The sequence below is a fragment of the Lysobacter sp. H23M47 genome (genome assembly GCF_015209765.1).
In the GTDB taxonomy this organism is placed as follows: domain Bacteria; phylum Pseudomonadota; class Gammaproteobacteria; order Xanthomonadales; family Xanthomonadaceae; genus Novilysobacter; species Novilysobacter avium.
The window spans coordinates 2,734,854-2,758,573 of the sequence record NZ_CP063658.1; the positions used below are offsets into that span (position 1 = coordinate 2,734,854).

A 23,720-nucleotide genomic window follows, 5' to 3' on the forward strand; every position below is an offset into this window, starting at 1 on the left:
GCATGTGTCTCAGTAGTTGACCTTGTCTTCCACGGAATGGCCTTCGCGCGCGATCAGCATCGTGCGGCTGAAGGTGCACACGGTCTTGCCGTCCTGGTTCAGGCCGATGGTGCTGCAGGTGACGATGCCGGCGCCGGGGCGCGACTTGGACTCGCGCTTCTCCAGCACGGTCGACTCGGCATACAGGGTGTCGCCGACGAACAGCGGATGGGTCAGCTTGATTTCCGACCAGCCCAGGTTGGCCACGGCCTTCTGGCTGACGTCGGTCACGCTCATGCCGACCATCAGGGCGACGGTGAACGGGCTGCAGACGATGATCTTTCCGAACTCGGAGGCCTTGGCGTACTCCTTGTCGAAGTGCATCGGGTGGGTGTTCATCGTCAGCAGCGTGAACCAGGTGTTGTCGGTCTCGGTGATCGTGCGACCCGGGCGGTGCTCATAGGTATCGCCGACCGTGAACTCCTCGAAGAAGCGACCGAACGTCTCGCGATAACGGTTCTCACCGACTTTCTTGGCTGTCTGGACCATGGGGTTTTCCTGTTGTCTTGGATTGCTTGTGGGGTGGTGGATCGGATAAGGCAAAACATGCAGTACGGCGGACGGCGCCGCGTGGATCGGGCAGGGGCGCTCAGTCCTTGCGCGCGCCGTGCGCGCCCAGCGCGATGGCGCGCTCGGCGGCGATCTCGATCGGACGGTCAACCAGCTTCCCGTCCAGCTGGATCGCTTCGCCGCGGTTGCCCTGCAATGCCGCCACGACGCGCCTGGCGCGTTCCAGCTCGTCGGCAGTCGGCAGGTAGCGCTGCTGGATCGGGTCGACCTGGGCAGGGTGGATCGCGGCCTTGGCGGTGAAGCCCAACGCGATCACACGATCGGTCTCCTCGACCAACGACGCCTCGTCCTTGATGTCCAGGAACGGCACATCGATGCAGCCAATGCCGGCCTCCGCGGCGATCACCGCCAGTTGCACGCGCGGATGGAAGAAGCTCTCCCAGCTGGCGCGGCCGCGCAGGGCGACAATGAAATCGAAGCCGCCGAACATCAGCGCCTGCAGGCGCGGCGTTGCATGGGCCAGCGCGCGCGCATCCAGCAGACCCCGCGGGGTCTCGATCTGCGCGATCAGGCCGGTGTCGGCGCCGGCGAGTGCGGCGTCGGCGTCCAGCAATTCCTGCGCCGTCTCGACCTTGGGCAACATCACGAATGCGGGCGCCAGGCCGGAGGCCTTCAACTCGGCCAGATCCTTGCGGCCAAGTTCGGTGGAGAGTGGATTCAGACGCAGGCCGATCTCGCTGTAGGACTCGGGCGCATCCGCCAGGAAGGCGAACACCGAGGCGCGCGCGCTGTCCTTGTCGCCCGGCGCCACCGCGTCCTCCAGATCGATGCAGACCTGGTCGGCACCGGTGGCGATCGCCTTGGCGTAGCGCTCCGGGCGCGAGCCGGGCACGAACATCAGGCAGCGACGGGGATTGACCATCACGCCGGTGGGGGAGGAACGGCTCATGGCGCGATGACCTGCTTGTCGCCGTGGGCGATGAAGTGCTCGGCGATGCCGCGGCGGGTCGCGTACCAGACCTCGGGCTTGGTCGCGACGTACTGGAAGAATTTCTCCAGCGCACCGATCCGGCCGGGGCGACCGATGATCCGCAGGTGCAGGCCGATCGACATCATCCGCGGCGCGCTGCCACCTTCCTCATACAAGGTGTCGAAGCTGTCGATGGCGTAGTCCAGCCAATCCTTTGGCAGATACGACGGCGCCAGCCACATCTTCATGTCGTTGGTGTCCAGCTGGTAGGGCACGATCACCATCGGCTGGTCGCTGCCGTCCACCGGCGCCCAGAACGGCGCGTCGGCCGAGTAGTCGTCCATGTGGTAGAGAAAGCCTTCCTCCTGCAGCAGCCGGCGGGTGTCGGCGGTGTGCAGGTAGCGCGACAGCCAGCCGACCGGACGGGTGCCGGTGGTGCGCTCGATGCTGTCGGCGGCCTTGCGGATGAACTCGCGTTCCTGCTCTTCATTGAGACGGAACTGGTGGATCCAGCGCCAGCCGTGGGAACAGGTCTCGTGGCGGCTGCCATGCAGGTACTGGGCGATCTCCGGCGCGCGTTCCAGCGACAGCGCGGCGGCGGTGTAGGTGCTGGTGACGTCGTACCTGTCCAGCAGCGCGGCAATCCGTGCGTGGCCTTCCTTCACGCCGTAGCGGTAATTGGACTCGTTGCCGTAGTTGCGGATCGGCTTGGTCAGGCTGACGGAGAGCTCATCGACCGGCTCGGTGATCTTGTCGCCCTCGCCGATGCTGTACTCGGAGCCTTCCTCGACGTTGACCACGACCGACAGCGCGAGTCGGGCGTCGTTGGGCCAGGCGTAGGTGCTTTGGGACATGGAACCCTCCGGTTCTGCCGTGCGCGCCTTCCGGCCCGCATCAAAATGAATCGTCGCGTGGTGGACGCGTCGCGGTCAGTGGGTCTCTTCGCCGCCGGAGACGTTCATCGCCTCGCCGGTGACGTAGGCGCCGTCGTCGGAGCACAGGAACGCGCAGGCCGCCGCGGTATCGCCCGGCAAGCCGGCCCGGCCCAGGGGGATGCGCGCGCGCATCTGGGCCAGATAGTCCTCGACACTCAGGCCGCGCAGCTTGGCGAAGTACTCGTTCTGCCAGGCGCCCAGGCCGGTGGTGACATGGTTGGGGCAGATCGCGTTGGCGGTGATGCCGTGCTCGCCCAGCTCGATCGCACTGACCCGGGTCAGGCCGACCACGCCGTGCTTGGAGGCGCAGTACGCGCCGGCATGCGGCACGCCGGACTTGGCCGCCTGGGAGGCGATGTTGACGATCCGGCCGCCGCGGCCCTGGGCGATCATCGCCTTCGCCGCGTGCTTGGTGCACAGGAAGCTACCGCGCAGGTTCACACCCAGCACCGCGTCCCATTCCTCCACGTCCATGTCGACGATGGATTTCATCAGGTAGCCGATGCCGGCGTTGTTGACCAGGATGTCGATGCCGCCGAAACGCTCCACCGTCCGGGCAACCACCGCCTCGACCTGGCTTTCCTCCAGCACGTCCAGCGCCATCGCGATGCACTCGCCCCCGGCGGCGGTGATCGCGGCGGCGGTGCGCGCCATTTCCTCGTCGGTGCCGATCGCATCCACCGGCATCTTCTCGCCGCGGCCCTGGCCGATATCGGTGATCACTACCTTGCAGCCCTCGGCGGCGAGGCGGCGGGCGATGCCCTCGCCCAAGCCACCGGCGCGGCCGGCACCGGTGATCAGGGCGACCTTGCCCTTGAGTTCGCTGTAGCGCGGTGACGGCAACGGTGAGGTTTCAGCGGTCATGGCGGCCTCAGATCGACTCGGCAAGGATGAACATCGGGTTGTCGGCAAACTGCTGGAACTGCGCCGCGCCGGCCTGCACCTCCGGGGAAGAGAGGTCAGCGGCGAATGCCGCCATGTCGGGCACGCGCATGATCTCGATGTATTCGTAGGGCGGCTTGCCGTCGCCGATCAGCAGACCCTTGGTTCGCAGCACCTCGAAACTGTCCATCGAAGCCAGCGCATTGACCGTCGGCACGTCATGCTCGCGTGCCCACTGCTCGAAGTCCGCGGCACTGGCGCCGGGCTTGAGGTTGAAAAGAACGATCACGGTATTCATGGCTTCCTCCGGGGCAATCGACTGTGGCACACTTTGTCCGGACAAAGTGTAGGCATGCGATCCGTTGCCGGTCAACGTCAGGGAGCGAATCCGCCCTCCGGCGTCCCTACTCCCCGCGAACCAACCTGCAGAGGTACGACAATGAAGCGCTATTACCCGTGGCTGATGGCGATAATGGGGATGCTGGTCCTGCTCACGTCGAACGGCCTGATCGTGACCGGCCTGACCGCCTTCGACGAGTCGCTGCTGAAGGAGTTCGACTGGACCCGCAGCCAGCTGAAGATGCGCGACCTGATCACCCTCGTGCTGGCCGGCTGGCTGGGGCCCTTCATTGGCGCGATCATCGACCGCGCCGGCCCGCGCCGGCTGATCCTGGGCGGTATCGCGCTGCTGGGCGCGATGTACTTCGCCTACGCCTTCGTCAATTCGCTGATCCACCTGTACCTGATCCACGTCGGTCTGGGCGTGGTGCTGGTCGCGGCCGGGCTCAACGTCGCGGTGATCTACGTCTCGCAGTGGTTCAGCGTGCAGCGCGGCACCGCCATCGGTATCGCGCTGGTGGGCACCAGCCTGGGCGGCATGATCTTCCCGCCGCTGGCCGTGCAACTGCTGAAGACGATGGACTGGCGCACCGCCTTCATGTGGGAGATGGCGATCCCGGCCACCTTCCTGGTCATCGCCTACTTCCTCGTGCACAGCCCGAGCGAGAAGAACATCAAGCCGTGGGGCGCCGACAAGGTCGCCGCCAAGGCGGTCGCCGATGCCGCGGCCAACATCGTCACCCTGCCCGACCTGACCTACAAGCAGGCGTTGCGCACGCGCACCTTCTGGGCGCTGGCGGTGGTGGCGATGACGACGTTCTTCTCGATCATGGCCGTCTCGCAGAACCTCTTCCTGCACATGCGCGACCTGGAGTTCACCCCGGTCCAGGCCGGCTCGGCGCTGAGCCTGATGTTCGGTCTGGCGATGGTCGGCAAGTTCCTGTTCGGCATGCTCGCCGACATCCTTTCGGCCAAGGTCGTGTTCATGGTCAACCTGCTGATCATGGCCTCCGGCGCCGCGGTGCTGGCGACCATGCGCCCGGATCTGGTCTGGTATGCGCTGATCCTCTTCGGCCTGGGCTGGGGCGGCCTCTACACGATGATCCAGCTGCTGGCGGTCAACGCCTTCGGCCTGTCCTCGGCCGGCAAGATCCTCGGCACCGTCACCCTGCTCGATGCCACCACGGCGGGCATGGGTATCTGGCTGGCGGCCAAGATCTTCGACATGACCGGCAGCTACAAGCCCGCCTTCCAGCTGGTGTTCGTCCTCATCGCCGTCGCCCTGGTCATGTCCACTCTGGTGCGCGACGAGCGCGCCCGCCTTGCCCGGCTCGCATCCTGACCCTGCACCCTGACCCCTGACTTCATGTTCCCTGACTTCATGCTCCCTGACCCCAGGAGAATCCCATGCCTGTAATGGAAACGTCCGACCTCACCGCGCGCCAGTACTGGGCCCAGGTCAAGGCCAACCGCAACCGCGCGAAGTTCGGCTTCGGCCAGCGTCCGGCGATCGTCAACATCGATGTGCAGCGCGCCTACACCGACATGGACGCGTTCAAGACCGCGTACCAGACCGACCCGCGCCAGATCGAGCACATCAATACGCTCTCCGCCCTGTGCCGCGAGCGCGGCCTGCCGGTGATCTGGACCTACGTCGCCTACGCCGAGAACGGCGAGGACGCCGGGGTCTGGGGCACGCGCACCAACACGCCCGACTCGCTGCAGAACATCAAGCACGGCTCAGAGCGCGCACAGCTGGATCCGCGCGCCGACGTGCAGCCCGGCGACGTTGTCATGCACAAGCTGATGGCCAGCCCGTTCTTCGAGACCAACCTGTGGTCGCTGCTGACCTTCCACCGTATCGACACGCTGATCATCACCGGCGGCTCGACCTCGGGCTGCGTGCGCGCCTGCTCGGTGGACAGCCTGTCGCGCGGCTTCCGCACGATCGTGGTGGAGGAGTGCGTGGCCGACAAACACGAGATCCCGCACTTCGCCAACCTCGCCGACATCATGCTCAAGTACGCCGACGTGGAGTCGGTGGACGAGGTGGAGGCCCAGCTGAAGAAGATCGCACCATGAGTACCGGCGCGCCCACGCAGAAGGCCGATCCGGGCCTGTACGACTACTGGCCCTACGACAGCCGGCCGAAGATCCACTGGCCGGGTGGGGCGAAGGTCGCGCTGTGGATCGCGCCCAACATCGAGTTCTACGAGCTGGACCCGCCGTCCAACCCGCAGCGCAAGCCGTGGCCGCGGCCGTTGCCGGACGTGCTGGGTTACGCGACCCGCGACTACGGCAACCGCGTCGGCCACCAGCGCATGATGCGTGTGATGGACAGGTACGGTCTGCGCGGCTCGGTGTCGCTGTCGGCGGCGACGCTGATCCATCACCCCGAGGTGATCGAGCTGGCGGCCGAGCGCGACTGGGAGTTCTTCAGCCACGGCATCTACAACACCCGCTACACCTACGGCCTGTCGGAGGCGCAGGAGCGGGAGATGATCGAGGAGTCGATGGCGCTCATCGCCCAGCACACCGGACAGCATTGCGACGGCTACCTCGCCCCGGCACTGTCGCATTCCAACGCGACCATCGACCTGTTCGCCGAGGCCGGCGGCACGTACACCTGCGACCTGTTCCACGACGACCAGCCCACGCCGGTGCGCACCCGCAGTGGCAGGCGTTTCGTGTCGGTGCCCTACTCGCTGGAGCTCAACGACACGATCACCTACGTGGTCAACAAGATCGAGCCACGCCGCTACGGGCAGATGATCAAGGACGCGTTCGACCGCCTGTATGAGGAGGGCGCGGAAAGTGGCACCGTGATGTGCGTACCGCTGCATGCCTACCAGGTCAGCCACCCGCACCGGCTGGCCGCGTTCGAGGATGCGATGGACTACATCAGCCAGCACTCGGGCGTGTGGAAGGCCACGGGCCGCGAGATCGCCGCGCACTACCTGGAACACCACTACGACGAGGCGCTGGCGTCGATAGACGCCGTGGCGCAGGAGCAGACGGCATGAGCCTGGGCCCCGACTACCTGCAGTACCCGCGCCGCCGCCACGGCATGGACCACGACCGCTACGCGTGGTCGATGCTGGCCGAGCGCGCGCCGGTGGCCTGGCCGGACGGCAAGCCGCTGGCGCTGTGGCTGAATCTCAGCCTGGAGCACTTCCCGCTGAACCCGGCCGGCGAGGGCTTCAAGGCGCCGGGCAGCATGACCATGCCCTACCCGGACCTGCGCCATTACACCCTGCGCGACTACGGCAACCGGGTCGGCGTGTTCCGCGTGCTGGATGCGCTCAAACAGCACAACCTGACCGCCAGCGTCGCGGTCAATGGCGAGCTGGCCGAGCGCTACCCCGCGCTGCTGCGGCGCGTGCAGGCGACCGGTTTCGAGCTGCTCGGCCACGGCTGGAACATGGACTGCGTGCACTACGGCGGCCTGGACGAGACGCGCGAGCGCGAGTGGATCCAGCGCAGCGTCGCCGCGCTGCAACCCTACGCCGCGCAACCGATCCGCGGCTGGCTGTCGCCGGCACGCTCGCAGTCCCACCGCACGCCGGACCTGCTGCGCGAGGCCGGCATCGGGTGGTGCGCGGACTGGGTCAACGACGAGCTGCCCTACGCCTTCAATACCGACCACGGCCCGCTGTCCATCCTGCCGCTGTCGCTGGAGCTGGAGGACCGCTTCATCGTCGGCGACAACCTGCACAGCGAATCCCAGTACGCCGACCAGGCGATCGACGCGTGCGAGTTCCTGCTCGCCGAGGCCCGCGAGACGGGCCACGGCCGGATGCTCGCGCTCAACATCCACCCCTGGGTGATGGGCCAGCCGCACCGGATCAAGCACTTGGAACGCGTGTTCGCGCACCTGGCCTCGCGCGCGGATTCGATCTGGAACGCGGCGCCGTCGGCGATCCTGGCCGCCGCGGCGCCCAACGCGACCGAGGCGGCGAACGCGAGTCACGCAAGCTAGCGTTTCGCGTCTTCAGCTGCGGCGCGGGATAATGGCTGGCATCCCGCCGCTGCAAAGACGTTCCCAGCCACTCCTGCATGCGCTCCACGGCGCATCAACAGCAATGGAACCGCCATGACCCCGGAAGACCTGAACGCCACCTACGGCCCCCGCGAATCGATGGAGTACGACATCGTCGTGGTCGGCGCCGGCCCGGCCGGACTGGCCACCGCGATCCACCTGCGCCAGCTCGCCGCCAGCAAGGGCAGCGAGGTCTCGGTGTGCGTGCTGGAGAAGGGCTCCGAGCCGGGCGCGCACATCCTCTCCGGCGCGATCATGGACACCCGCGCGCTGGACGAGCTGCTCCCGGACTGGAAGGAGCGCGGCGCGCCCCTGCGCCAGCCGGTGACCCGCGACGAGTTCCTGTTCCTCAGCGAGACCGGTGCCAGGGCGACCCCGGCCGCGTTCCTGCCCGAGTGCTTCGACAACCACGGCAACTACGTGATCAGCCTGGGCGAGTTCACCCGCTGGCTGGCCGGCCAGGCGGAAGAACTCGGGGTGGAGATCTTCCCCGGCTTCGCGGCTGACGAAGTGCTCTATAACGACGCCGGCGCAGTGATCGGCGTGGCCACCGGCGACATGGGCCTGGACAAGAACCGCGAGCCCGGCCCGCAGTTCCAGCGCGGCATGGAACTGCACGCCAAATACACCGTGTTCGCCGAAGGCTCGCGCGGCCACCTGGGTCGCCGCTTGATCGAGCGCTTCCAGCTCGACCGGGACTCCGACCCGCAGAGCTTCGGACTGGGCATCAAGGAATTGTGGGAGGTCGATCCGGCCAAGCACGAACCCGGCCTGGTGGTGCACACCGCCGGCTGGCCCCTGGATTCGGACACCTACGGCGGCTCGTTCGTCTATCACGCCGATGACAACAAGGTCGTTATCGGCTTCGTGGTCGGGCTGGACTACACCAACCCCTGGCTGAGCCCGTTCCAGGAGTTCCAGCGCTTCAAGACCCACCCCTCCATCCGCAAGCACCTGGAAGGCGGCAAGCGCATCTCTTACGGCGCCCGCACCATCACCGCCGGCGGGCTGATGTCGTTGCCGAAAACCGTGTTCCCCGGTGGCGTGTTGGTCGGCTGCGAGGCGGGCTACCTCAACGCGAGCCGGATCAAGGGCAGCCACGCCGCGATCAAGACCGGCATGCAGGCCGCGCAGGCCGCCTTCGATGCCCTGGCCGCCGGCCGCTCCCATGACGAGCTGACCGCCTACCCGGCCGCGTTCGAGGCCAGCTGGCTGCACGACGAGCTCAAGCAGTCCAAGAACTTCAAGCAGTGGTTCAAGAAGGGCCGCACCATCGCGACCCTGATGACCGGCATCGAGCAGTGGCTGCTGCCCAAACTGGGCATCCGCAATCCGCCGTGGACGCTGCGTCACTCCAAGGCCGACCACGAGTGCCTGGATGCAGCCGGCCAGCGCGAGAAGATCGACTACCCCAAGCCCGACGGCGTGCTTACCTTCGACAAGCTCAGCTCGGTGTTCCTCAGCAGCACCCACCACGACGAGAGCCAGCCGGCGCATCTGACGCTGAAGGATCCGGCCGTGCCGGTGACCATCAACCTGGCCGAATACGCCGGCCCCGAGGCGCGCTACTGCCCCGCCGGCGTGTATGAATTCGTCGGCGAGCCGGGCGCGGAGAAGCTGCAGATCAACTTCGCCAACTGCGTGCACTGCAAGACCTGCGACATCAAGGACCCGACCCAGAACATCGTCTGGGTCGCCCCGCTCGGCGGCGACGGTCCCAATTACGCCAAAATGTAAGCGCGCGGCCACGCGCCGCCCCATCCACCGACATCGAGAGCCCCATGACCGCAAGCACCAGCCCCGGCGCCCGTTTCCGCCAAGCCCTCAGCGAAGAGAAGCCGCTGCAGATCGTCGGCACCATCAACGCCAACCACGCGCTGCTGGCCAGGCGCGCGGGCTATCGCGCCATCTATCTGTCCGGCGGCGGTGTCGCAGCTGGCTCCTTGGGCCTGCCCGACCTGGGCATCAACACCCTGGATGACGTGCTGACCGACGTGCGCCGGATCACCGATGTCTGCGATCTGCCGCTGATGGTCGACATCGATACCGGCTTCGGCCCCAGCGCGTTCAACATCGCGCGCACGGTGAAGTCGCTGATCAAGGCCGGCGGCGCCGCCTGCCACATCGAGGACCAGGTCGGCGCCAAGCGCTGCGGCCACCGCCCGGGCAAGGAAATCGTCTCCAAGGGCGAGATGGTCGACCGCATCAAGGCGGCGGTTGATGCCAAAACCGACCCGGACTTTTTCCTGATCGCGCGCACCGACGCGATCGCCTCGCACGGCGTGGATGACGCCATCGAGCGCGCGATCGCGTTCGTGGAGGCCGGCGCGGACGGCATCTTCGCCGAGGCCGCCTACGACCTGCCGACCTACCAGCGCTTCGTGGATGCGGTGAAGGCGCCGGTGCTGGCCAACATCACCGAGTTCGGCCAGACCCCGCTGTTCACCCGCGACGAGCTGGCGTCGGTCGGCGTGGCGATGCAGCTGTTCCCGCTGTCAGCGTTCCGGGCGATGAACAAGGCCGCCGAGGCCGTCTATACCGCCATCCGCAGGGACGGCCACCAGAAGAACGTGGTCGACACCATGCAGACCCGCGAGGAGCTGTACGACCGGATTGGCTACCACGAGTTCGAGCAGAGCCTGGACAAGGTCTTCAGCGACGCCAAGTAGGCAAGCGCGGCCAGCAGCGCTCAGCCAACCACCGGCGCCATCGGCGGGAGCACTGTGCCGGTGGATTCCGGCTCGTAGCCGCGCATTTCCAGCGACGCCAGGAAGCGCCAGACAAACAGCAGGGTCACCAGCAGCAGGCCCGGATAGCCGATGCTGGCCAGCAGGTACGGGAGCGTCGCATTGCCTGCCTGCACCACCGAAAGATTGAAGCTCAGCAGGCCGAAGGTGATGACCGCACCAAACAGCCACATCGCCAGCAGCCACATGCCAGCCTCGAAACCGGTCAGGTAGCGGCCCCAGCCGGCGACCGGCGGAGCACGCCGCCCGGTGCGGTGCAGCTCGGCTACCGGGGCGGCGTGGCGGTGCCCCAGCGTCAGCAGGTCGTAGACCAGCGTGACCGTTCCGATGCTGAAGATCACCCCGAACACCGGCACCAGGATCTTGAACAGGTTCATCGCCGGGAACACATCGCCGCCGAACCAGTCCAGCCCCAGCGTGCGGTACACGAAGACCTGCACGGTGCCCCCGAGCGCAAAGGCGAACGCCATGCCGAGCATGCCCACGAACAGCAGCCAGAACGACAGCTTGCCCCAGCGCTGGTCGTAGTCGGCCAGCCCGCGCATCAACGGCACCGCGTAATACGCCGCGCCGATGCCGAGCATGCCGAAGGTGCCGAACAAGGCCAAGTGCGCGTGCGCCGGGGTCACCCAGGTGCCGTGCGACCAGACGTTGGTGAGGGCAAAGGTCATCGTGAAACCCAAGATGCCGGCACCCACCTGCTCCAGCACCACCGAGCCGAGGATGAAGTAGAACGCCGGCGCGTTCTTCAGCGGCCTGCGGTCGTGATGCGCGTCCAGGTACACGTGCCAGAAGCAGAAGATCAGCGGCAACGGCTCCAGCGCACTGAACAGAGACCCCCAGAACTGCCAGAACTCCGGTGTGCCGACCCAGAAGTAGTGGTGCGCGTTGCCCAGTAGGCCCGACAGCCACACCAGCACGACGCCCCAGAACACCGCGTAGCCAACGCTCTTCACCTTGGCATCGAACATCAACACCAGCAGGAAACCGACCAGGGCGATGTGGATGACCTCCCACACGCCTTCGACCCAGTAATGGACCACGTACCAGCGGAAGTACTCCTGCAGGTCGAGGCGCTCGATGAAGAAGAAGCCGAACAGCCAGACCAGCGTCAGCGCGATCACACCAATGCCGAGCGCCCAGTGGATCTCGTTCCAGTCGCGCCGCGGCGGAAACGTCCTCAGCACCACGTAGCACAGGATGCAGAAGCCGATCAGGATCACGATGTCGGCGATGCGACCGGCCTCCAGGTACTCCAGCCCTTCCTGCAGCATCGGTTGTCCGAGCCACCAGCCTGCCACGCCGGTCTGGGCCAGATACTGGGTGCCCACATTCCACAACGTGACCGCCACCACGGCGTAGAACAGGAACTTGATCAGCCACGGCGCGGCCAGCTCCCTATGCGACAGCAGCGGGCCCACGAACAGGATCGTGCCGATGAACCCGCAGAGGATCCAGATGATCCCCAGGTTGAGATGCTCGGCCCGGATCACGTTGAAGTTGAGGTTGCCGGCCAGCAGCGTCGGATCGATCTGCTGCAGTGCCAGGACCATGCCGAAACCCGCCTGGAACACGAACAGCACCAGCATCAGCATGAAGAACCGCAGGCTCAGGCGTTGGGTCTGGTACTCGATCTTGATCATTGCCCCGGCTCCTGCAAACTGCGGATGTAGGCCGTCATCGCCAGGACCTCGTCGTCGGTCAACATGCTGGCGTAATCGGGCATCGTGCCGGCGGAGTAGCCGGCCACGATCTGGCTGTTGGGGTTGCGGATCGCTTCGCCCAGATAGGCGTCATCGGCCACCACCGTGCTGCCATCGGCGAGGCTCACGTTGGATCCGTACAGGCCGCCCCAGCCCGGACCCACCAGCTTCTGCTGGTCAGGGGAATGGCACGCGGTGCAGGCGTAGTCCTTCACCAGCTGCGCGCCGTGGGTGGCAGGATCCTGCAATGCCTCGACGGTGGCGGTCGCGGCGGCGACCACGCCCGGGACTGCGGTGGTCGACACCACGTTGTAGCCTGGCGATGCGTACTTGAAGGTCAACCCGTCGACCTTCGGTTTGGGCGGCCAGCCCTCGGTGTTCATCGCCGAGGTGTACTTGAGATAGGCGATCAGGTTCGCCACCTCCTCGGCTTTCAGCGGCAGGTCGGGCATCAGCGAGGCATGGCCGCCGCGACGCTGCACGCGCTCGGCGGCACCGGGGTACTTCTTGAGGTAGTCGTCCAGCGAGGCCGACCCACTGTCGGCGGCCAGTGCCGCCCCCTGCAGCTGGATTCTCACGGCGGTGCTGGTCGGCCAAGTGCCGGACGAGGGCAGGAACGCGGCGAGCCAGGCGGCTCCGGTGCGCTCGTAGGTGTTGGTCAGGTCAGGTCCCAGATACGCGCCGTTGCCCACCATGGTGTGGCAACCCATGCAGTTGTAGGCCTGGAACACGCGCTTGCCAGCGACGGCTTCATGCGAGTTGAAACTCACCGTATCCGGCGTCACCTGGCCGCGCGAGTCGATGAAGGAAACCGACGACAGGCCCAGGAAGATCAACAGCATGAAAAACAGCACGCCCAGGGCGGTCCGCCGGTGTAACGCTTCCCGGCACGGTTTGCCCTCCCCGCAGCTCACGACCGGCCCCCGGTATCGCGCTTGGCATCTGCACCGGATTCATTGCGAGCCGCAGCGGCGGCAGTGTCAGTCCGGTCCAGCGCGTCGTGTTCGAACAGGGTGCGCGTGATCCGCAGCAGGACGTAGAAAACGTACACCGCCAGCAGGAAGCCGACGACGAAGTACACCATCCACATCGCGTGCGACTCGGCCCAGTACTCGAAATCGCGGAAGTACGGCCAGGACAGCAGGAAGGACACGATGCTGGCCAGGATCGCGATCGTCAGGTCAATCAGTCGCTGCGCCACGTCAAGCACCTCCCCAAGAGATGTTGCCGGCAATGTGCCTGCGCGGTTTCCCCCAGAATCAACGGCGCAGACACTCTTGACTGAATCATGAACCACTGGTTCAGGTTAGTCATTGACGCGGGTCAAGAGACGTGATTGGAATCGGTGCTATTGTTGTCGATTGACGCTGCGGGCGCGCGCCCGGAGAGCGTCAGTGCGACTTCTCCGCCGCACGCTGCGGAATCACCACGATCAGCAGCACGATGGCCACCAGCAGCAGGCCTGAAGCGGTGTAACGGCTGAACTCGAGTCCGCCGCTCGTGGTGGGCTTGTCGAGATAGTCGCCGACCACCGCGCCCAGCGGTCGGGTCAGCACGAATGCGGCCCAGAACAGGACGGTGTGCGAGATCCTGGAGAAGAAATAGGCAAGGGCGACCACCGCCAGCAGTCCGGAAAAGATCAGCGCCGCGCCGGTATAGCCCAGCCCCGCGCTGTCGGCGGTCCAGTCGCCCAGCGCGGTGCCGAGCGTTTACGAGAACATGATCGTCAGCCAGTAGAACCCCTCGGCCTCGGGCGTGTGCACCGAGCCGACATCGATGGACCCCAGGGATCTGTACCAGGCAAAAAGGGAGGCGACCAGCAACGCGACCAGCATGATCGTGCCGCCCGGATAGCCGATGCCCAGGGAACGATCGACGAAATCCGCCAGCGTCGTGCCGACCGTGGTCGACGCAATGATGGTGACCCAGTACACGAAGGGGTGGAACTTTTTGGCGGAGATCTGCATCAACACCGCCGCCACAAAAATGCCCATGAAGATCGCGGTACTCACCAGGTAGCCGAGGTTCATCGACATCGACACCGCGTCGCCGCCGGTTTCGCCCAGGGTGGTGGCGAGGATCTTGATCAGCCAGAAGCCAAACGTCACCTCAGGCACTTTGCTGAGCGAATCTCTGACGGCAGTGTTCATGATTACCTCATGCTGACTGCGATGATGTTACTGGCAACGCTCACCCGACCGCTCCAAACAGCGAGCCGACCGCGGTGGTCAGGCCCATCGCCAGCGCGCCCCAGAAGGCGACGCGCAACACCGATGGCAGCGCCGGTGCCCCGCCCGCCCGTGCAGCGACCAGGCCCAAACCGGCCAGAAAAACCAGCGAGCAGCCGGCGACACCCCACATCAGCGCGGTCTCCGGTATCAGCAGCGCGGCCAGCAATGGCAACGCCGCGCCGGCGGCAAAGGTCGCCGCGGAGGCGAACGCGGCCTGGACCGGTTTGGCGGTGAGCGTCTCGGAGATGCCCAGCTCGTCGCGGGCGTGTGCGCCCAGCGCGTCGTGCGCCATCAGCTGGGTGGCCACACTGGTCGCCAGCGGCCGGTCCAGTCCGCGCTTGATGTAGATCGAGACCAGCTCCTCATGTTCCTGGTCGATGTTGGCGGCCAGTTCCTTGCTCTCGCGCGCAAGGTCTGCCCGCTCGGTGTCGGCCTGCGAACTGACCGAGACATACTCGCCCGCCGCCATCGACATCGCGCCGGATACCAGTCCGGCGACACCCGCGACGAGGATGGCCTTGGTGCCTGCACCCGCCGCCGCCACGCCCAGCACCAGGCTGGCCGTCGAGACGATGCCGTCGTTGGCCCCCAGTACGGCGGCGCGCAGCCACCCGGTCCGATGCGTTCTGTGGCGTTCACTGTGTCGCATGGATCCCTCTCCTTCTGTCGAAATGCTGTTGAGACACTAGAGATGGTCGTGGCCGGCAACCGCACGCAGGACCGCCTTGCGCGCGATCCTCGAGATGATCACGATCGCAATGACGCCCACCACCAGTCCACCGGCCAGGACCAGATCCTGCCCCTGCCGGAATCGCGAACCGGCCTGGGTCGCCTCCACCAGGTGCTCGCCCGCGTGGCCCAGGTACACCTCCAGACCGACATGCGGCAGCAGTCCGAGGCAAGCGAGCATGAACGCGGAAAAGCGCACGCCGGTGGCGCCCAATACGTAACTGATGGAGGCGGGATTGATCGGGGTCAGCCGCACCAGAAACTGCAGCCACAATTGATCCTTCATCACTGCCCGCTGGATCGACAGGAACGACGGCCGGCGGTCGACGGCGCGCTGGACCCGCTGGCGGAACAACCAACGCGAGAGCGCATACTGAAACGCTGCGGCAACAAGGTTGGCAGCGACCGCGATCACCATGCCCCAGACCAGGCCGAACAGGACGCCTGCCGCGACCCCGAACACCGACTCGGGCATCAGCACCGATGTGCCCAAAATCAGCAACACAGCAAACACGATCACGCCCCACGGACCCAGCCCGCCGATCCATGTCTGGAGCGCACCGATATGGACCTTGATCTGATCGCCAAGAACGACGCCGGCGACGATCAACAGCACGATGGCCACCACGATCGCGATCAGCATGCCGGCATCGGTTCGCTTGAGCAGCCGCATCGCACGGCCGGTGGTGGTCAATTGGCTGGCAGGCCGTTTCATGGCGGGAATGCCTCGTCGGGCCCATCGTCCAACCCGAGTATGCGCCCGTACCTTGCTGCGCCCGCGCTTAGCCGGTCCTACCAGCAGCAGACCCAGATCGAACTGTTGACCCGCCTGGTCGCAGAACGCGGACTGGCTGGACCGGAAATGCCGAACTAGGCCGGGTTCGTCCGCCAGTAATTGTTCGCAGCCGCGACGGTCTGGAAGTTGATCGCAATAACCTGCGACGCAGCGGTAAGCCCGTCTGCCGAGTTCGCGTACTCGGGCCGCAGCTCATTGAGCTTGGCCATGTCCGGTTGGGTGTACTTAACCCCGCGACGGCTGAGCGCGATCGCCAGCTCGAAGCCTTCCTGCGGGGTCGCGGTGATCATTGTCGGCAGCCATGTATCGGTCACGTCGAACTCCTGCGTGGTCAAAGTCGAAGATAGCGGCTTCACCGATGCGCATGGCGTGCCGCTGCGGATGGTTCAGGGGGCGCTGCCGCGGATGATTGCCACGAGCGCAGCGATCAGCAAACCGAGAATGGGGAGCATCGAGAGCGCAAAGCCGATGCCGCGGCTGGCGGGGGCGGCGGTGTAGCTGCGCCAATAGACCAGCCGGCCGACCAGGTAGACCGCGCCGGCCGCCGCGACGTAGGTCTGCGGGAAGTATTTAGCCGCGAGGTACAGCGCCGGCAGAAACGCCACCATCAACTCCAGGGTGTTCATCTGGACCCGGTAGGCACGCTCGAACATCTCGTGCCCCGACGTCGCCGGTGCCTTCACGCTGTACAGGCCACGGGCGCGGCCCACCAGGACGGCAAAGAACACCAGTTGCAGGATCGCCAATACGGCGACCAGATCGAGGTAGTTCATCGGCGGGCCCGGCTGATCACCGCAACAATCGCCACCCCGATGCCGAATCCGATGAAGGCGTACAGCAGGCCCTTGCCTTCACTGGAACCCATCGCAAGCCCAACGCCGAAACCGGCCAACCCGAGGCCGAGCGCCTGCCACCACGGTTTGACCGGTTTGGGCTGGAGTCGCTCGCGCTGGCGCGCCTGCTCAACGATGGCCTCCGACATCACCACCCGGGATGCCACGCTCGCTTGCTTCTTGTCCAAGGCCAATCTCAGCCGCGCCAGTAGTTGTTGGCCGCCGACACCGTCTGGAAATTGATGGCGATGACCTGGGAGGCGGCCGTCAGTCCGTCGGCGGAGTTCGCGTATTCCGGCCGCAGTTCCTGCAGCGTTTCCATGTCGGGCTGGGTGTACTTGACGCCGCGGCGACTCAGCGCGATCGCGAGCTCAAATCCTTCCTGCGGCGTGGCGGTGATCAGGGTCGGCAGCCATGTGTCAGTCATTGTCGAACTCCATTGCGGGAACCGGAAACAGCATATCGGAAGCGCGTTTCCGCGGGCGCATCAGCGCGGGATGACCGAGACGAGCTTGAACCCCAGCCAGACCGCGGCGATGCCAAACACCACACTGCAACCCACATACAACGCGGCCCATGCGAGCTCGCCTCGACGCAGCAGGTGGGACGCCTCCAGACCGAACGCCGAGAACGTGGTGAACCCCCCCAGCAAGCCGGTGAACAGGAACAGTCGGGCCTCGGTTCCGAACACCTGGTAGCGCTCGCCAACCCCGGCGAGCACGCCCACCGCCAGACAACCCAGCATATTTACGGCCAGCGTGCCCAGCGGGAAGCGGTCCTGTCCGCCCATGGGCAGGATCAGCAGGCCGAGCGAATAACGCGCGATCGCGCCGAGGAATCCACCGCATCCAACAAGGAGCAGGCTATGCATGGTCGCCAGCCCTTCTGCCCAGACAGGTCACTGGTGCGCTCGTCGGGGCGTCGCGCTCAACCGCGCGAGCGCCGCTGCACGATCATGATCACGCCGATGGCGATCAGCAGCACCGGCCACCACTCCGAAACGAGCGGGCGGATGTTGGGCAGCCAACCCTGCTTCTGGAGCAGGAAATAGGTGCCCACGGCGATCAATACATAGGCGCCTGTCAGTGAGTTGGATCGCATTACTTAGTCCTGTCGAAGCTTGGGCGCAGTGACAGCGCAGGGTCGATCCTGCTCGTCCTGCGGATGGAATGAATGGTGGCGCCTAGGGTACCCCGACCCGGGATTGCTCCCGCATCCTCGCCAGCAGCTTTGCCGAGACCAGCAGGTTCTTTGCCGGCACGATCAGGCCGGACTCGAACGGCGTCAGGAATACCGTCATCAGGATCATCGGCACCAGGCCGATGCTTCTTGCCATTGGGTCAATGGCGCGGCAGGTCCTGTGGACACGCGCTGCGTAGACAATCACCGGCGGCACGGTGATCAGCGCGAGCCAGATCGATGTCGTCGCAACCGCCCGGGAGGCGTGGAAAATCGCCGTGAGGACCATCGCAAGGAACCAGAGCACGTGGACGACGTAGCTCACCAATAGTCGCCGCCGCTGCTTGCGCAGCCTGGCGACGAGCGGGTGGTCCATGTGCAGACTGCAGTGGGTATCAGAAAGCTCTGGAACCACATCCGATGGAAGTACTTGAGCCATTCGGGAAAGTATGTCGAAGCGCCGACTCCCGTCCAGCTTCGGCCTGCCTCGACAACCGGCGCGGGAGACTTTCAATAACCTCACACAACAAAGCCCGATGCAGTTGCTCACTGCACCGGGCGTGGTTTCAAGCTCGAATCAGGGGTTGGCGGGAAACCACCAGGGATCGTCGACCCCGGAGTTCACGAGTACCGCCTGGGAGCGCAGGAAGCGCCGGATTGAGACACTGCCCATGCGCGAGCCGCCCAGCCCGGACTGCTTGAAGCTTTGCTTCTCCGCGGTGTGGATCATGCCGGTCAGGCAGGCGTCGTTGATGCTGACGCCGCCGGCGTGCAGGCGCGCGCCGACGCGCACGGCGTGCTCGGTATCGCCGCTGAAGACCGCCGCGGACAGGCCGAATATCGAATCGTTGGCGCGCGCGATCGCTTCCTCCTCGTTGGCCACGACCATGACCGGCAGGATCGTGGCGAAACTCTCCTCGCGGGCGATGGGCATGCTTTCATCCACGTCGACGAGCACAGTCGGCGGGCACCAGGTGCCGCCGTGTTCGACCAGTTCGCCACCAGCGAGCGCACGCGCGCCGCGAGCCTTCGCATCGGCCAGTTGCTCACGGACGATGGCGATCTGCGCATCGGAAATGATCGGGCCGATCTGGCCTTCGCGCGGGTCGGGATGGGTCAGTTTCAGCGCTTTTGCCTGCTCGACCAGAGCGGCGATGAAGGGCTCGGCGATCTTGGCGTCGACGTAGACACGCTCGATCGACATGCAGCTCTGGCCGCCGTTGACGAAGCCACCCCACGCAATGGCGCGTGCGCTGCGAACCGGATCGGCGTCGGCCAGCACCAGCGCGGGGTCCTTGCCTCCCAACTCCAGCGAGCAGGGAATGAACCGCGCCGCGCAGGCCTCGCCGACACGGCGACCGGTACGCACGCTGCCGGTAAAGCAGATGGTGTCGACCGCGCCGATCACCGCCTCGCCGGTGCGCCCGTCGCCGGTGACGACGGCGAACACCGGCTGCAGCGCCGGCACCTGCGCCATCACCTCATCGAGCACGCTGGCGAAGCGCGAGGTCACCTCGCTGGGCTTGCACAGCACCGCGCAACCCGCGGCGAGCGCGGGTATGGCATCGATCAGGCTCAGCAGCAGCGGGAAGTTCCACGGACTGATCACGCCGACCAGCGGGTAGGGAACCAGATTTTGCCGGCTGTGCAGGAAGCCGATGCTGCTGGCCACCGGCTCTGGTGCCTGCAGCAACGCCGGGGCATCGGCGGCCCAGCGGCGCAGTGCACCCACGGTGCTGTCGACTTCGATCAGAGACTCCTGCCAACGCCCCGTGTCGCGCAGCAGCGCTTCGACCATCGGCTCGCGATGGCGCTCGAGTGCATCGGCCATGTCGAGCAGGGCCTGGCAGCGCTCGCCGACATCGCGGGCGGCCCAGTCGGTTTGCGCCGCGCGCAGGCGCTGGGCGATCCCGGCGACTTCCTCCTTTGTCACGACCACCAACTGCCCGTCGCACTCGCCGGTGCTGGGGTCGCGCAGCGGTATCGTCTCGACGGCGGACGCGGTAACGCCGGTGGAATCAACCATTGCCAATTACCCCTGCGGTCTTCAGTGACTCAATGGTGGCGCGCTGGCGCTGTCCAAACTCGGCGCGCTCGGGAATGCGCAGCTCGCCGCCGGGCATCAGCGCATTGGGTTGCAGTGGCGCGGGGGCCAGGCCCTGCGCGATCGCGTCCTGCGGCAGGCGCGAGAGGATGTGCGCCATCCCCGGGCGCTCGCGACGACGTCGCAGCGCAGCGATGTCGATTTCGGCAAACGCGACCATCGATTCACCGTCCCCGGCCTCCACCATGACCCGGCCCTGGTCGTCGACGATCTTGGACATGCCGTCGGTGCTCTGCGCCGGGATATCGACATCGACGATGCCGGCGGTGTTGGCCGAGACCACGTAGGCCATGTTCTCGAACGCCCGGGCGCGCTTGGCGATGTCCTTGGGGGTCAGTGCCGGACTGCCCACTTCACTGGTGGAGTGCAGGAATACCTCGGCGCCGCGCAGCGCGAGCGAGCGGGAGATCTCCGGATACAGGATCTCCTCGGAAGCCACGCAAGCCAGTCTGCCCAGCGGGGTCTGCGCGACCGGGAACACGCCGTCGATGCCGTAGATGTCCAGGTACCTGTCCCAGACGTCATATGGGGTGGGCGCGAACAGCGACACCATCCGCCGGTAGCGCAGCACGGTGTTGCCGGCATCGTCGAACAGCACGCTGGCCTGGAAATACAGGCCGGGAAAGTTGGGGTCGGTCTCGTAGGCGTTGCTGGCCAGGTAGACCTTGTTGTCCTGGGCGACCTTGGCCAGCGCGTCGTACTCGGGGCCGTCCATCGCGAAGGCGGCCTTGTCCGCCCAGCCCGGGATGGTGTCGCCCAGCGGGTAGCCGGTGGCGAAGTATTCGGGCAGCACGACCAGACGCAGGTCCTGGCCTATGAACGCCTTGCTGCCGCGCACCTGGCGGTCGATGCGGGCGATGTTCTCGGCGATCTTGCTGCGCGCGGCGGCCACATCGGGGGCGGCGTTGACGGCGCGGCAGGTCGTCTGCAGTGCCAGGGCGCGGTAAACCTCGGTCATGTATTCGGTCCTGTGGATGCGATGGGGCTCACTGGAAATCCGGTTTGCGCTTGGCCAGGAACGCGGCCGCGCCTTCGGCGAAATCGGCGCTGGCGAAGGCGTCGTTGAATGCGGCGGTGGCGGCGGCGTGGCCGGCCTCGGCGTCGCCGCCCAGGTACGCCAGCACCTGCTTGATGCCGGCGCGTGCACTGGCGGAGCCGGCATCAAGTTCCGCCAGCAGGGTGGCCAGCGCGGCATCCACGCCGTCATCGCCGGCGATGCGGTTCAGCAGGCCCCACTCCAGGGCAGTCGCGGCAAACAGCAGGCGTCCGGTCAGCAGCATCTCGCGCGCCCGGGCCAGACCCACGGTGTTGACCAGCCGGCGGCTGTCCTCGGGGCTGTAGACCAGGCCGAGCTTGGCCGGAGAGAGCCCGAACCGGCTGCGGGTGCTGCCGAGGCGGAAATCGCAGGCCAGCGCCAGCCCCAGCCCACCGCCGACGCAGACACCGTCGATCACGGCGATGGTGGTCAACGGCGAGCGCTGCAACGCCAACTGGGTGCGCTGCACCTGGGCGTTGCTGGCTACGAAGCCGGACGGATGAGCGAGCAGTTCGGCCAGCTCATCGATGTCGGCGCCGGCACTGAACGCGCCCGGCACGCCTTCCAGCACGAGCACGCGCGCATCGCTGGCATGGATCTCGGCGAGGCAGCGCTCGATGGCCGCCCAATGTACGCTTGCCAAGGCATTGCGCTTCGCGGGGCGGTCGATCCGCAGGCGGGCTACCTTGTCGTCCAGCTGCCAACCGACCACGTCATTGCTCGCTTGCATACCGTTCCTTTTGCAGCGCACTTATGATCTATAGTTATAGCATTAAGGCAAGGATGGAAGCGCGCGATGGCAGGTCAGGTAGTTCACTCGTTGCAGTCCCCCGATCTCAGACAACTGCTGCGCCCTGACCTGCCGCTGCCGCTGTACCACCAGATCTTCAACATCCTGCGTGAGCGCGTGCTGGCCGGCGACCCGCCCCATGGAGCGCAACTGCCGACCGAATTCGGCCTTGCCGAGACCTTTGGCGTCTCGCGCATCACCGCCAAGCGCGCCCTGGACGAGCTGGCCAACGCCGGACTGGTGGAGCGCCAGCGCGGTCGCGGCACCCACGTCATCCATCGCGCCAGTCCCAAGCCCGTACGCGGGCCGCTGATCGGCCTGCTGGAGAACCTGCATATCCTGGGCGAGGAAACCCAGGCGACGGTGGTCGAGTTCGGCCGTGTCGCGCCGCCGCCGCGGGTGCGCGAGCTGTTCGGGATTGAGCCTGGCGAGCCGTTGGCGCGCGCGGTGCGGGTGCGCAGCCGGGCCGGCACGCCCTTTGGCCACTACACCAGCTGGACCCTCACCGGCCACGGCGAATTCAACGAGCACAACCTGGCGACGACCTCGCGGCTGAAGCTGTTCGAACGCATCGGCATCCAGATCAGGCAGGTGCAGCAGACCCTGTCGGCAGTCAACGCCGACGCGGTGGTCGCGATGCATCTGGGAATGGATCCCGGCAGCGCCCTGCTGGCGCTGGAGCGCCACTCCTTCGACGAGTCCGGCCGTCTGGTCGACCTGCTCAACATCCTCTATCGCCCCGACCAGTTCAGCTACCAGATGACGCTGGACCTGGACGAGCCGTCCGGCGCCAGTTGAACGGCGGCGCGGTACTCCCTCCCCCGTCTTTGAGGACTCCTCAATGCTGTCAGAAGTGAAGCTGGTGACCCTCGGGGTCAGCGACCTCGACAACGCCTGCGCGTTCTACTCCTCGGCGCTGCAGTACCAGGTCAAGGAATCGGGACCGATCTCGCCCGAGCTGGCGGCGCTGTGGCGCTTCGATACCGCCCTGACCGGCCGCTACGCAATCATCGCCGCAGACGACTCGGGCCTGGGCCGCATCCGCCTGCTGTCCTTCGACGCGCCCGGCGAGCGGATCTGGAACAAGGACAACCTGTACAACGGCTCGGGCTTCTACGCGCTCAACTTCCGCAGCCGCGATGCCCTGGACACGATGAACGCGGTCAAGGCCGCCGGTGGCAGCTCGGGCAAGGAGCCGAGCGCCTGGGAGGTCAGCGAGCACGTCTCTGTGCGCGACTCGATCAACGACGATCCCGATGGCATTCGCCTGGACGTGTTTTCCTACGATCGCGGCGGCGAGCTGCGCGGCCCGCTGGAGACCGAAGTCAGCGTGCTGCAGACGGTTGCGATTGCCACCCGCGACGTGGAGCGCTCGGCCGCCTTCTACCGCGCGCTGGGGTACCAGACGCTGTTCGACCAGACTCTGGACTTTCCCGAGCTGCAGGACCTGCTGGGCACCGACAAGCCGGTGCGCATCCACAACATCAACCTGCTCAAGGACGGCACCATCATTCCCGGACGGGTGGAGATGTTCGCCTACCTGGACATGGATCACCTGCCCGACGCACCGCTGCGCGACAAGGCGGTGCCGCCCAACATCGGCATCCTGTCGGCCAGCTTCGAAAGCACGGACGTGGACGCCGACCTGGAGCACCTGCAGACGCTGGGCGCCGACCCGGTAGCGCGTGCACAGCTCGCCCTTCCAGGTTTCGGTGCCTGCGATGTCGCGACCCTTTTCGGCCCCGACGGAGAGCTGCTGGAGATCTACCGGCGCGCCTGAAGCGCGGCAATTGATCCAGATCAAACTGACTTTCCGCTGAAGTTGCTATATAGATAGCTCATTAGGTCTTTTGATGGG

Annotated in this window: 30 protein-coding genes; 8 read left to right on the forward strand and 22 right to left on the reverse strand. The window is 66.2% G+C overall.

The window, feature by feature from the left end; translation table 11 throughout:
- Positions 1-9 precede the first annotated feature (9 nt).
- From INQ43_RS12340 to INQ43_RS12360, 5 genes are all read right to left on the reverse strand, one after another.
- Entirely contained in the window at positions 10-528 is a 519-nt protein-coding gene (locus tag INQ43_RS12340; RefSeq protein ID WP_194034528.1) for a MaoC family dehydratase, read from the reverse strand.
- Between the two features lie 100 nt (positions 529-628).
- Positions 629-1,498: a CoA ester lyase gene (locus tag INQ43_RS12345; RefSeq protein ID WP_194036636.1), complete on the reverse strand. Its 870-nt coding sequence runs from the start codon at positions 1,496-1,498 to the stop codon at positions 629-631.
- Positions 1,495-2,373: a polysaccharide deacetylase family protein gene (locus INQ43_RS12350; protein ID WP_194036637.1), complete on the reverse strand. Its 879-nt coding sequence runs from the start codon at positions 2,371-2,373 to the stop codon at positions 1,495-1,497. The genes INQ43_RS12345 and INQ43_RS12350 overlap by 4 nt, the downstream gene beginning before the upstream one ends.
- Positions 2,374-2,448: 75 nt before the next feature.
- Positions 2,449-3,318, reverse strand: coding sequence for an SDR family NAD(P)-dependent oxidoreductase (locus tag INQ43_RS12355; protein ID WP_194036638.1), 870 nt, complete (start codon positions 3,316-3,318; stop codon positions 2,449-2,451).
- 7 nt (positions 3,319-3,325) lie between these two features.
- Positions 3,326-3,634 carry an REDY-like protein HapK gene (locus INQ43_RS12360; RefSeq protein ID WP_194034532.1) on the reverse strand — a complete coding sequence of 103 codons (309 nt, stop codon included), beginning with the start codon at positions 3,632-3,634 and terminating at the stop codon, positions 3,326-3,328.
- A 141-nt stretch (positions 3,635-3,775) separates the two neighbouring features.
- Here INQ43_RS12360 and INQ43_RS12365 point away from each other — a divergent pair, with 141 nt between their 5' ends.
- From INQ43_RS12365 to prpB, 6 genes are all read left to right on the forward strand, one after another.
- A complete protein-coding gene (locus INQ43_RS12365) occupies positions 3,776-5,017 on the forward strand; it encodes an MFS transporter (protein WP_194036639.1) in 1,242 nt (413 codons plus the stop codon).
- Positions 5,018-5,082: 65 nt separating this feature from the next.
- Positions 5,083-5,757 carry an isochorismatase family protein gene (locus INQ43_RS12370; RefSeq protein WP_228062532.1) on the forward strand — a complete coding sequence of 225 codons (675 nt, stop codon included), beginning with the start codon at positions 5,083-5,085 and terminating at the stop codon, positions 5,755-5,757.
- Positions 5,754-6,698 carry a polysaccharide deacetylase family protein gene (locus INQ43_RS12375; RefSeq protein ID WP_194036640.1) on the forward strand — a complete coding sequence of 315 codons (945 nt, stop codon included), beginning with the start codon at positions 5,754-5,756 and terminating at the stop codon, positions 6,696-6,698. The genes INQ43_RS12370 and INQ43_RS12375 overlap by 4 nt, the downstream gene beginning before the upstream one ends.
- On the forward strand, positions 6,695-7,654 hold the full coding sequence (locus INQ43_RS12380; protein WP_194034535.1) for a polysaccharide deacetylase family protein: 960 nt from the start codon (positions 6,695-6,697) through the stop codon (positions 7,652-7,654). Before INQ43_RS12375 ends, INQ43_RS12380 begins: the two co-directional genes overlap by 4 nt.
- A gap of 114 nt (positions 7,655-7,768) precedes the next feature.
- Positions 7,769-9,451: an electron transfer flavoprotein-ubiquinone oxidoreductase gene (locus INQ43_RS12385; RefSeq protein ID WP_194036641.1), complete on the forward strand. Its 1,683-nt coding sequence runs from the start codon at positions 7,769-7,771 to the stop codon at positions 9,449-9,451.
- 44 nt (positions 9,452-9,495) lie between these two features.
- The gene (gene prpB, locus INQ43_RS12390; protein ID WP_194034537.1) at positions 9,496-10,383 is read left to right on the forward strand and encodes a methylisocitrate lyase; all 888 of its coding nucleotides are present in this window, start codon (positions 9,496-9,498) and stop codon (positions 10,381-10,383) included.
- A 20-nt stretch (positions 10,384-10,403) separates the two neighbouring features.
- On the opposite strand, the gene INQ43_RS12395 is transcribed toward prpB, so the two are convergent.
- The 17 genes from INQ43_RS12395 to INQ43_RS12470 all read right to left on the reverse strand — a co-directional run bounded on the left by INQ43_RS12395 (position 10,404) and on the right by INQ43_RS12470 (position 21,802).
- Positions 10,404-12,104, reverse strand: coding sequence for a cbb3-type cytochrome c oxidase subunit I (locus tag INQ43_RS12395; protein ID WP_228062533.1), 1,701 nt, complete (start codon positions 12,102-12,104; stop codon positions 10,404-10,406).
- Entirely contained in the window at positions 12,101-13,006 is a 906-nt protein-coding gene (locus tag INQ43_RS12400) for a c-type cytochrome (protein WP_228062534.1), read from the reverse strand. Before INQ43_RS12400 ends, INQ43_RS12395 begins: the two co-directional genes overlap by 4 nt.
- A gap of 68 nt (positions 13,007-13,074) precedes the next feature.
- A complete protein-coding gene (locus INQ43_RS12405; RefSeq protein WP_194036642.1) occupies positions 13,075-13,365 on the reverse strand; it encodes a hypothetical protein in 291 nt (96 codons plus the stop codon).
- 190 nt (positions 13,366-13,555) lie between these two features.
- Positions 13,556-13,783 (reverse strand): hypothetical protein, encoded by a 228-nt coding sequence (locus INQ43_RS12955; RefSeq protein ID WP_255518467.1) that lies wholly within the window; start codon positions 13,781-13,783, stop codon positions 13,556-13,558.
- Positions 13,784-13,873: 90 nt separating this feature from the next.
- The gene (locus INQ43_RS12960; RefSeq protein WP_228062535.1) at positions 13,874-14,314 is read right to left on the reverse strand and encodes a hypothetical protein; all 441 of its coding nucleotides are present in this window, start codon (positions 14,312-14,314) and stop codon (positions 13,874-13,876) included.
- A gap of 40 nt (positions 14,315-14,354) precedes the next feature.
- On the reverse strand, positions 14,355-15,044 hold the full coding sequence (locus INQ43_RS12415; RefSeq protein ID WP_194036643.1) for a VIT family protein: 690 nt from the start codon (positions 15,042-15,044) through the stop codon (positions 14,355-14,357).
- Between the two features lie 36 nt (positions 15,045-15,080).
- Entirely contained in the window at positions 15,081-15,839 is a 759-nt protein-coding gene (locus INQ43_RS13025; RefSeq protein WP_194036644.1) for a VTT domain-containing protein, read from the reverse strand.
- A gap of 155 nt (positions 15,840-15,994) precedes the next feature.
- On the reverse strand, positions 15,995-16,234 hold the full coding sequence (locus tag INQ43_RS12425; protein WP_194034543.1) for a hexameric tyrosine-coordinated heme protein: 240 nt from the start codon (positions 16,232-16,234) through the stop codon (positions 15,995-15,997).
- A gap of 72 nt (positions 16,235-16,306) precedes the next feature.
- Positions 16,307-16,693 (reverse strand): MAPEG family protein, encoded by a 387-nt coding sequence (locus INQ43_RS12430; protein WP_194036645.1) that lies wholly within the window; start codon positions 16,691-16,693, stop codon positions 16,307-16,309.
- Positions 16,690-16,941, reverse strand: coding sequence for a hypothetical protein (locus tag INQ43_RS12435; protein ID WP_194034545.1), 252 nt, complete (start codon positions 16,939-16,941; stop codon positions 16,690-16,692). Before INQ43_RS12435 ends, INQ43_RS12430 begins: the two co-directional genes overlap by 4 nt.
- Before the next feature lie 8 nt (positions 16,942-16,949).
- Positions 16,950-17,180: a hexameric tyrosine-coordinated heme protein gene (locus tag INQ43_RS12440; protein ID WP_194036646.1), complete on the reverse strand. Its 231-nt coding sequence runs from the start codon at positions 17,178-17,180 to the stop codon at positions 16,950-16,952.
- 60 nt (positions 17,181-17,240) lie between these two features.
- Positions 17,241-17,624: a fluoride efflux transporter CrcB gene (gene crcB / locus INQ43_RS12445; protein WP_194036647.1), complete on the reverse strand. Its 384-nt coding sequence runs from the start codon at positions 17,622-17,624 to the stop codon at positions 17,241-17,243.
- Positions 17,625-17,680: 56 nt separating this feature from the next.
- Positions 17,681-17,854: a DUF5668 domain-containing protein gene (locus tag INQ43_RS12450; RefSeq protein ID WP_194036648.1), complete on the reverse strand. Its 174-nt coding sequence runs from the start codon at positions 17,852-17,854 to the stop codon at positions 17,681-17,683.
- An 82-nt stretch (positions 17,855-17,936) separates the two neighbouring features.
- Positions 17,937-18,308: a hypothetical protein gene (locus INQ43_RS12455; RefSeq protein ID WP_194036649.1), complete on the reverse strand. Its 372-nt coding sequence runs from the start codon at positions 18,306-18,308 to the stop codon at positions 17,937-17,939.
- Positions 18,309-18,509: 201 nt separating this feature from the next.
- Positions 18,510-19,958: an aldehyde dehydrogenase family protein gene (locus tag INQ43_RS12460; protein WP_194036650.1), complete on the reverse strand. Its 1,449-nt coding sequence runs from the start codon at positions 19,956-19,958 to the stop codon at positions 18,510-18,512.
- Entirely contained in the window at positions 19,951-20,994 is a 1,044-nt protein-coding gene (locus INQ43_RS12465; protein ID WP_194036651.1) for a nitrilase-related carbon-nitrogen hydrolase, read from the reverse strand. Before INQ43_RS12465 ends, INQ43_RS12460 begins: the two co-directional genes overlap by 8 nt.
- A 28-nt stretch (positions 20,995-21,022) precedes the next feature.
- Positions 21,023-21,802, reverse strand: a complete 780-nt coding sequence (locus INQ43_RS12470) for an enoyl-CoA hydratase/isomerase family protein (RefSeq protein ID WP_194036652.1) — start codon at positions 21,800-21,802, stop codon at positions 21,023-21,025.
- 66 nt (positions 21,803-21,868) lie between these two features.
- Here INQ43_RS12470 and INQ43_RS12475 point away from each other — a divergent pair, with 66 nt between their 5' ends.
- Positions 21,869-22,660: a GntR family transcriptional regulator gene (locus INQ43_RS12475; protein ID WP_194034553.1), complete on the forward strand. Its 792-nt coding sequence runs from the start codon at positions 21,869-21,871 to the stop codon at positions 22,658-22,660.
- A 43-nt stretch (positions 22,661-22,703) separates the two neighbouring features.
- Positions 22,704-23,642 (forward strand): VOC family protein, encoded by a 939-nt coding sequence (locus tag INQ43_RS12480; protein ID WP_194036653.1) that lies wholly within the window; start codon positions 22,704-22,706, stop codon positions 23,640-23,642.
- Positions 23,643-23,720 lie beyond the last annotated feature (78 nt).